Origin of the sequence: Desulfitispora alkaliphila (assembly GCF_050433185.1) — a bacterium.
Classification (GTDB): domain Bacteria; phylum Bacillota; class Desulfitisporia; order Desulfitisporales; family Desulfitisporaceae; genus Desulfitispora; species Desulfitispora alkaliphila.
In genome coordinates this window covers 22,108-30,623 of the sequence record NZ_JBNPXS010000036.1, presented here as the reverse complement: position 1 = coordinate 30,623, position 8,516 = coordinate 22,108, and the positions used below count along the sequence as shown (strand labels likewise).

At 39.1% G+C, this 8,516-nt stretch carries 8 protein-coding genes, 1 tRNA gene and 1 rRNA gene; 9 read left to right on the top strand and 1 reads right to left on the bottom strand.

Annotation, left to right across the window (positions count from 1 at the left end; all coding sequences use genetic code 11):
- From rrf to GGQ84_RS12135, 4 genes are all read left to right on the top strand, one after another.
- Window positions 1-104 (top strand): 5S ribosomal RNA (gene rrf / locus GGQ84_RS12150); the annotation flags it as partial.
- A 7-nt stretch (window positions 105-111) separates the two neighbouring features.
- Window positions 112-186: transfer RNA gene (locus tag GGQ84_RS12145), tRNA-Asn, on the top strand.
- Window positions 187-275: 89 nt separating this feature from the next.
- The gene (locus GGQ84_RS12140; protein ID WP_429162995.1) at window positions 276-695 is read left to right on the top strand and encodes a nucleoside recognition domain-containing protein; all 420 of its coding nucleotides are present in this window, start codon (window positions 276-278) and stop codon (window positions 693-695) included.
- Window positions 696-704: 9 nt separating this feature from the next.
- Window positions 705-1,202 carry a nucleoside recognition domain-containing protein gene (locus tag GGQ84_RS12135; protein ID WP_429162993.1) on the top strand — a complete coding sequence of 166 codons (498 nt, stop codon included), beginning with the start codon at window positions 705-707 and terminating at the stop codon, window positions 1,200-1,202.
- 30 nt (window positions 1,203-1,232) lie between these two features.
- On the opposite strand, the gene GGQ84_RS12130 is transcribed toward GGQ84_RS12135, so the two are convergent.
- A complete protein-coding gene (locus GGQ84_RS12130; RefSeq protein WP_429162992.1) occupies window positions 1,233-2,099 on the bottom strand; it encodes a hypothetical protein in 867 nt (288 codons plus the stop codon).
- Between the two features lie 143 nt (window positions 2,100-2,242).
- On the opposite strand from GGQ84_RS12130, the gene GGQ84_RS12125 reads away from it, so the two are divergent.
- The 5 genes from GGQ84_RS12125 to GGQ84_RS12105 all read left to right on the top strand — a co-directional run bounded on the left by GGQ84_RS12125 (window position 2,243) and on the right by GGQ84_RS12105 (window position 8,451).
- Window positions 2,243-3,691 (top strand): ammonia-forming cytochrome c nitrite reductase subunit c552, encoded by a 1,449-nt coding sequence (locus GGQ84_RS12125; protein WP_429162990.1) that lies wholly within the window; start codon window positions 2,243-2,245, stop codon window positions 3,689-3,691.
- 185 nt (window positions 3,692-3,876) lie between these two features.
- Window positions 3,877-4,344, top strand: a complete 468-nt coding sequence (locus GGQ84_RS12120) for a CtsR family transcriptional regulator (RefSeq protein ID WP_429162988.1) — start codon at window positions 3,877-3,879, stop codon at window positions 4,342-4,344.
- A 14-nt stretch (window positions 4,345-4,358) separates the two neighbouring features.
- The gene (locus GGQ84_RS12115; protein WP_429162987.1) at window positions 4,359-4,877 is read left to right on the top strand and encodes a UvrB/UvrC motif-containing protein; all 519 of its coding nucleotides are present in this window, start codon (window positions 4,359-4,361) and stop codon (window positions 4,875-4,877) included.
- Window positions 4,878-4,880: 3 nt separating this feature from the next.
- On the top strand, window positions 4,881-5,933 hold the full coding sequence (locus tag GGQ84_RS12110; RefSeq protein ID WP_429162985.1) for a protein arginine kinase: 1,053 nt from the start codon (window positions 4,881-4,883) through the stop codon (window positions 5,931-5,933).
- A 16-nt stretch (window positions 5,934-5,949) separates the two neighbouring features.
- Entirely contained in the window at window positions 5,950-8,451 is a 2,502-nt protein-coding gene (locus tag GGQ84_RS12105) for an ATP-dependent Clp protease ATP-binding subunit (RefSeq protein WP_429162983.1), read from the top strand.
- Window positions 8,452-8,516: the final 65 nt, after the last annotated feature.

Below are 8,516 nucleotides of genomic sequence, written 5' to 3'. Positions count from 1 at the left end.
GCGAGGGGGTTACACCTGTTCCCATGCCGAACACAGCAGTTAAGTCCTTCAGCGCCAATGGTACTTGGACCGAGAGGTCCTGGGAGAGTAGGTCGTTGCCAGACATAATGATCCTCGATAGCTCAATGGTGGAGCAACCGGCTGTTAACCGGTAGGTTGTAGGTTCGAGTCCTACTCGAGGAGCCAAAATTACTTATTTATACCACTTTAGTCTAAACGATTTGGGCTATAGTGGTATTTTTATTATTTGAACAGTTATATAGGGAGTAGATGATATGCTAACAAAAGACACTTGGAAACGCGGTTTCAAAAATGGATTAGTAACTTCGTGGGAACTGGGGAAGGTTATAGTACCTGTCTATATTTTTGTTACTATATTAGAATATACTATGATACTAGATTGGTTTGCTGGATACTTGGAGCCAATGATGTCACTCTTAGGTTTAAGAGGGGAAGCCGCCTTAGCCTTGGTTATGGGAATGGCGATTAATATCTATGCAGCAATTGGTGTTATAATGTCTATACCCTTTGATATGAAAGAGGTAACTATTCTGGCAGTTATGTTGAGTTTAGCCCATAGCTTACCTGTAGAAACAGCTATAGGAGCAAAAACTGGTGTAAAAACTAGCTTTTTATTATTAGTTAGAATGGGGTTGGCCCTTATTGCTGGGTTAATTCTTAATATCATATTATAGGTGATAAAAATGGACTTAATATTTAATGTTTTGGTAGACGGTGTAATAGGCAGTCTTAAAAACGTAATAACTATAGCCCTAATAGTAATACCTCTAATGATTGGCTTAGAAGTTGCTAAAGATATTAATTTATTAGATCGAATTAATGGTTGGATGTACCCAGCGGCAAAACTTTTTAAAATCTCGAAAGAGGCTACTTTTCCTCTATTAGTGGGCTTAATATTTGGGATCTCTTATGGTGCCGGGGTAATTCTACAGTATGCTAGAGAGGGACGCTTAACTAAGAGAGAGCTAGTTATAGTAAATACATTTTTAGCTATTTCTCATGCTCTAGTCGAGGACACATTATTATTTGTAGTAGTAGGAGCCAGTGGTACTATGTTAATTATAAGTCGCATGGTACTGGCTATTATAGTTACCATAATAGTAGCTCATTTTATTCCAGAAGACAAAGATGCTGAACCCCTACTGTACAAGGGGATAGCAGCTAAAAACATGAATAACTAACGGAAAGCTTAAGGGCTTTCCGTTTTTTTATTAGTGAACTAAATCAGGCTTTTCATTAACAATCTTACCTAGGAGTTCCTTTGCAGAGGAGCTTTCAATACTGTTTATTTGTCCTCTTAAGTAGTCAAGTTGATTTGAGCCATATGTTTCAAATTCTGAATCTATAGTTACATCAATAGAAGCAAAGTCTGGAACCCCTTGTAGGGCTATAATCTGGTTCGCTATAGCGAGATTGTGGTCCATTTTTTTTCGAACGTCTTCTAGCTTCCGTGAATTTTTATTTCCGGAGGTAACAACTGAATATACCACATATGCTCCGCTAGTTAAATTAAACTCAAGGGCTTCTTGTAGTATTTTTATATCTTTCGATGTAACTGAGTGCTGGCTACCTGTAGCTAAACCAGCATTATATAAGTCAGTTGTACATAGGCTATCTGCTATCTGTAACCAGCTCTTTGCTAGATATTCTTCATCTCTTGCAAGTTTTTTTACATTTTCCCGATCTGACTCTTCTAGACTCTTTCTAATACTCTTTATTTTTATAACAGTCTCTTGTTTTGCAGTGATAATTTCTTTTACAAGGGAACCGTTGTTATCTGGAATTGAAAATGATTCAATCTTAAAAACAGGTATACTGCCTAAATTAAACATTTCTGAACCTATGTTTTTAATGCTTTTCATAATTTCCACTGCTTTATTTAATACGTGTTGATGAAAGCAAGTTTTTTTGGAATCAATATTAATAAAATGTACTTCTTTTGGGATGCTAAATGCCAATTGAAGAGACTTTAGTAAAGACGATACTTGTAGGTCTAGTGCATCTTGTAAATTAAATGCTACTTTTTCATTTATATTATAGGTAGTGTTATTGCCTTGAACTACACTCTCTCTATCCACAAAATCATCTCCTAACTCTTATATTGTGTCAATAGTTTAACGTAAATAAGAGTTATATATTCAAATAAGTTTAATGGTATAAATTTCTCAAAACGGCCAATAATAAACTTTGAAAATACCACTAGAGAAGAGGAGGTTGAGTTTTGAAAAAGTACATAATTTTTATGTTAGCAATTGTATTCTGCCTTTTAACACTGCAAGTAGCAATAGCTCAAGAACAGGTTGAAGTTAATACTGAAGTGTGCGGCACATGTCATGGACCTACAGTAGAGGCAATGTCTGAGAGTCCTCATATGGATGTAAATTGTGCTACTTGTCACCAAGGAGCAGATCAACACGCTGAGAACCCAAATGAAGTACAGCCCCAAATCGATGTAAGCGCAGAAAATTGTAGGACCTGTCACGAGTGGCACTGGCAGAGCTATATGGCAGTGGAAAAGGTAGACCAACAACCTCAGAAAATGGAAAAATTTCCACTTTTACCAGTTCTATTAAGCGGTCACCCCTTCGCTAAGGACTATAGAGAACCACGAGAACACTTCAATATGCTAGAAGATATTGAATTGACCACAAGGGGTAAAGGTGCAGTATGTTATTCATGTAAAAGTGCGGATTTTTATCATCAGTGGGAAGATGAGATTAAATATGATTCAGATGTGGAAGAGCTTTTAAGCAGTGGTGTTATTAGTCACCCTATTACCTGTGTGAACTGCCACGATCCTCACAAAACTGAGCTGAGAACAGTCAACGTCTTCTTGCACGATGCACTAGAGGAGATGCCAGAAGATCATCCAGCTCAAGATGAAGGCTACGGAAACCTATTATGTGGACAGTGTCACGTAAACTATAACTTTAATCTTGGAGAGGAAAATAATGTATTCCCTTGGAGAAAGTTAGCAGATATGCTTGATTACACAGAAGAAGTAGACTTCTGGCAGGATCACGGAACTGGTGGATGGGTACATCCAGAGATCGATCACATGCTATATAAGGTACAGCATCCGGAAACTGAACTTTATTGGGAGAGTACTCATTGGAATTTGGGCGTAGAGTGTGTAGACTGTCATATGCCTAAGGTTGAGGATAATGGACAGATATACACAGAGCACTGGATTACAAGTCCTTTAAACAATCCCCTAGACGCATGTAGTGACTGTCATACTCAAAGTGCCGATGAATTGAGAGAAACCATTCACACAATTCAAGAGAACACTTATGATATGATGCAGGATACAATGGAAACTATGAGCACAGCTATTGACTATATTGAAGAGGCTAGACTTACTGAAGGGGTAAATGATGATCTGTTAACTCAAGCTAGAGACGCTTATTTTGTATCTCACTTAAATTGGGAATGGATAGCAGCAGAAAACAGTATGGGTTTCCATAATCCCGCTGAAGCAGAAGAAGCTTTACAGATTGCAAAAAATAAGGCAGAAGAGGCCACTAGCTTAGCACAACGAGCAGTACAAGAAAAAGAGGATGTAGAAGATACTGTAGAGGAAGAGACAGATAGAAGCAATGCACTTCTCTGGGTGATTGCGGCACTGGTGCTAGGTGGATTAGCTTACTTTGTATACAAGAGAAGATAACTCTTAAGAGGGCTATAGGATAGCCCTCTTTTTAATATTAATATAAAAGATAAAGAAACTAGGAGATATAGCTAAATAATTGAATATATTTAATCTTAATTGTCAAAGATGGAAGTTGAATACATATGGGGCTAATGGTTTATAATTACAGTGTAAGGTCAGGAAAGGTCAGAGGAGTGGAGTGGATGAGTGTCAGCTTGGCGGGTAAAATTGAGAAGTATATTAAGGCTTTGTTATCCCAGAGTAAAACAGGAACTGTAGAACTTGGTAGGCAAGATTTAGCTCGGAGATTTAACTGTGTTCCCTCTCAAATTAATTATGTTTTAAGTACGCGTTTTACAGTAGAACAAGGTTATATGGTTGAAAGTAGGCGGGGGGGCGGAGGTTATCTGCGAATATCCAGGATAGCCATTCATTCTAATCAAGACTTAATTGAAATGGTAAAGCAGATGGAGGGAGAAGTCAGTCAGAGTGAAGCAGAAAAATATACAAGCAGGCTCTTAGAGGCTGGTGTAATTACTTTGAGAGAAGCACAGATAATACTTGCTGCAGTTAACAGAAAAACATTGGCTGTGGCACTGCCTGCGCGAGATATTATTAGAGCTAATATTTTTAAGGCCATAGTACTGGCCATTGTAAGTAATCAAAAATAGTGAGGTGAGGAAAAATGTATTGTGAGGAGTGTAACCAAAAGCCAGCGTCTGTACACCTTACCAAAATTGTAAACAATAAAAAAACAGAAATTAGCCTTTGTGAAGACTGTGCTAAAAACCATCACAATTTTGGAGGATTAGAATCTAACTTTTCAATCCATAAGTTTCTTAGCAGTTTGTTGGATTATGAAACTAGTGGGAATATGGTGGGACTACAGCGTGCAGATGCACTTAACTGTAAGCACTGCGGCTTATCCTATGGTGATTTTACTCAAGGTGGCAGGTTGGGATGCGACAAATGCTATCAGGATTTCCATCAAGGACTTAGACCCTTACTTAGAAAAATTCACGGAAGGACAAAGCATCAGGGCAAAATACCTACGAGAGCTGGCAGTTCAATAAAACTTAAAAGAGATATTGAGAAATTGCGGGTAGAGTTAAAAGGCCATGTAGCCCGAGAGGAGTTTGAGCAGGCTGCGAAGCTACGAGACCAAATAAAAGAGCTTCAGAAGAAAATTGAGCAAGGGGGTTAGGTTATGGGTGAAGGTAATTCAAATTTATCCAGCAAATGGATGGAAGGTTCAGGTCCTTATTCAGATATAGTCATCAGCAGCAGGATTAGGCTAGCTAGAAACTTGTCAGGATATCCGTTCCCTCATGTGGCTAATGAAGGGCAAGCAAAAGAAGTTTATGAATTGATAAAGAATGCGCTAAATGAACAAGATGCGCTAGAGGAATTAAATGAACTTGATTTTATGAATATTTCTGATTTAAGTGCTTTAGATAGGCAAGTTTTAATGGAAAAGCATCTTATCAGCCCTCAACATATGAAGCCTGGTTACTCCAAGGCAGTTAGCTTGAGCAACGATGAGGCAATAAGTATTATGATAAATGAAGAGGATCATATGCGAATTCAGTGCCTTTTTCCAGGATTACAGCTGGAGGAAGCTTTGAAAAAAGCTAATATAGTGGACGATTACCTTGAAGCTAAGTTAGATATGGGGTTTGATGAACACATGGGGTACTCTACAGCGTGCCCAACAAATACTGGTACAGGGCTTCGAGCATCGGTGATGCTACACTTGCCAGCGCTAGTCATGACTAAGCAGATCAATAGAGTATTGGCCACTTTGCCTCAGCTAGGACTAGCAGTACGTGGCATTTACGGAGAAGGTACTGAAGCCAATGGAAACCTATTTCAGATATCTAACCAAATAACGTTAGGTGTTGAGGAGCGGGAGATAATAAAAAGCCTGGAAGCAGTCACCAAGCAGCTAATAGATCAAGAGAGACATGCTAGAAAACTTATGCTTAAAGACAGACAAAAAAATCTAGAGGATAAGATATATCGAGCCTATGGAATTTTGCGTTACGCTAGGGTTATAAGTTCTGAAGAAGCACTAAACTTGCTATCAGATTTAAGGTTGGGAGTAGATACTGAAATTATAGAAGAGGTAGAGTCAAAAATATTAAATCAGCTAATTGTTCAGACTCGCCCAGGCTGTTTGCAAAAAATGGAAGGCAGGGAAATGGAAGCCTTCGATAGGGATGTCAAGAGGGCAAAGGTGATAAGAGAAAGTCTAAACTAAGCGGAGGTGAATTTAAGTGTTTGATAAATTTACTGAACGAGCACATAAGGTTTTGCAGTTAGCTAAAGAAGAAGCTGTAAAAATGCAACACGACGCTATTGGTACTGAACATTTGCTCATGGGATTAATTCTCGAGGGCCAAGGAGTTGCAGCTAGAGTTCTAATGGATTTGGGAATAGACTTAAATAGCATCAAGATAAAAGTAGAGGAAGCTATGGGAAAAGGTGAAACATCTGTAAGTGAAGTTGGTCTAACCCCTAGATCAAAAAGGGTGTTAGAACTGGCTTTAGAAGAAGCTAGATCCTTAGGTGTCAATTACGTTGGCACAGAGCACATACTCTTAGGAATTATAAGAGAAGGAGAAGGTGTAGCTTCCCAATTGTTGGCATCACTAGGAGCAGACTCGGAGAAGGTTAGAAAAAAATTACTGGAGATGCTAGGTTACCAACAGCAACAAATTCAACAACAGCAGCATCCGGGCATTCACATCATCGGTATGGGTAATCAAGAACAGCATGCTTGCCCAAATGCTCAGAAACCTAAAGGCAGAGGCAATGGCAACACTAATAGCAACACACCTACCTTAGACCAATATGGTAGAGATTTGACTATATTGGCTAAAGAAGATAAATTAGATCCGGTCGTGGGAAGAAAAGCTGAAATAGAGAGGGTAGTTCAAGTATTAAGTAGGCGTACTAAAAATAACCCGTGTCTGATTGGAGAGCCTGGGGTGGGCAAGACAGCAATAGCTGAGGGATTAGCCCAATTAGTAGTGGATAGAAATGTTCCTGAGACGTTATTAGATAAGCGAGTAGTGACCTTGGAGTTATCATCCTTGGTAGCAGGTACTAAATACCGAGGTGAATTCGAAGAGCGTTTAAGAAAGGTTACTGAAGAGATAAGGGCTGCAGGTAATGTTATATTATTCATCGATGAAATTCACACTTTAATTGGAGCAGGAGCAGCTGAAGGAGCAATAGACGCTGCAAACATATTGAAGCCGGCATTGGCTCGCGGTGAGTTACAATGCATTGGTGCTACAACTTTAGATGAATACAGAAAGCATATAGAAAAAGATGCTGCTTTGGAGAGGCGTTTTCAGCCAATTACAGTAGGTGAGCCAACTACTGAGGAAGCAATAAAAATTCTCATGGGATTGAGAGATAGGTACGAAGCACATCATAGTGTTAAAATTACTGATGAAGCAATAAAGGCAGCGGTGGAACTCTCAAATAGATATATCACAGATAGATACCTTCCTGATAAGGCAATTGACTTAATGGATGAGGCAGCTTCTAAAGTCAGGCTGCAGGCTTATACTACTCCAACGGACCTTAAAGATGTAGAAGCTCAACTAGAGGAGGTACAAAAAGAAAAATCAGCGGCCATCAATAGTCAGGAATTTGAAAAGGCTGCCAAACTAAGAGATAAGGAGCAAGAGTTAAAGCAAAAACTTCAGGAGGAAAAGAGTAGCTGGAATAAAAGAAAAGGCCAAGAAGATCTAAAGGTTACAGAAGAGGAAATTGCAAACGTAGTTTCTGGATGGACAGGAGTGCCTGTAGAAAAATTGACAGAAGAAGAAACTGAGCGGTTACTGAAGATGGAAGGAGTGCTGCACCAACGCGTGGTGGGACAGGATGAAGCAGTCACATCGGTGGCGAAAGCAGTTCGTAGAGCTAGAGCAGGTCTAAAAGATCCTAAGCGCCCAATAGGTTCATTCTTTTTCTTAGGACCTACAGGTGTAGGGAAAACAGAGTTAGCTAGAGTCTTAGCGGAGGCTTTGTTTGGGGATGAAGACCTAATGGTGCGCATCGATATGTCTGAATACATGGAAAAGCACTCAGTCTCTAGATTGGTAGGAGCACCTCCTGGGTATGTGGGATATGAAGAAGCAGGGCAACTGACAGAGGCAGTTAGAAGAAAGCCCTATTCGGTAATACTTTTAGACGAAATAGAGAAAGCTCATCCAGAGGCATTTAATATTCTGCTACAGGTCTTAGAGGATGGTCGAATGACAGATAATAAAGGGAAAATAGTAGACTTTAAAAACACAGTTATTATAATGACCTCTAATGTTGGTGCTCAAATGATAAAAAATTCTTCTAGAAAAATGGGTTTTGCCACAGAGCAAGATGAAAAATATAAAAACATGAAAGACAAGGTCTTAGAAGAGCTAAAAAAGGCATTTAGACCAGAGTTTATAAATAGGGTAGATGAAACAATAGTTTTCCACTCCCTTGAAAAAGAACATCTGAAGAAAATTATAGAGTTAATGCTAAAACAACTAGTTGATAGAATGGAAGAAAAGGGGATTGGTGTGGAAGTGACAGAGGCAGCCAAAGAGCTTCTTGTAGATGAAGGATACGATGAAGCCTTTGGAGCAAGACCTTTGAGGCGAACTATCCAGAATAAAGTAGAGGATAATTTAGCTGAAGAATTGCTTAAGGGTTCCTTTGCCTTTGGAGATAAAGTGATAGTTGATGCTCAAGGGGGAGAAATAGTAGTAAAGAGAAAATAAGTAGTGAGAGAAGTGTGCTTTTTTAGAGTACACTTCTTTTTGTGTTCCCTGTTTGTTATTTGTAT

What these genes read in the sequence shown, in the direction of transcription:
- GGQ84_RS12140 (WP_429162995.1), top strand. Translation starts at nt 276, where the DNA reads ATGCTAACAAAAGACACTTGGAAACGCGGTTTCAAAAATGGATTAGTA.
- GGQ84_RS12120 (WP_429162988.1), top strand. Translation starts at nt 3,877, where the DNA reads ATGAGTGTCAGCTTGGCGGGTAAAATTGAGAAGTATATTAAGGCTTTG.
- GGQ84_RS12135 (WP_429162993.1), top strand. Translation starts at nt 705, where the DNA reads ATGGACTTAATATTTAATGTTTTGGTAGACGGTGTAATAGGCAGTCTT.
- GGQ84_RS12110 (WP_429162985.1), top strand. Translation starts at nt 4,881, where the DNA reads ATGGGTGAAGGTAATTCAAATTTATCCAGCAAATGGATGGAAGGTTCA.
- GGQ84_RS12115 (WP_429162987.1), top strand. Translation starts at nt 4,359, where the DNA reads ATGTATTGTGAGGAGTGTAACCAAAAGCCAGCGTCTGTACACCTTACC.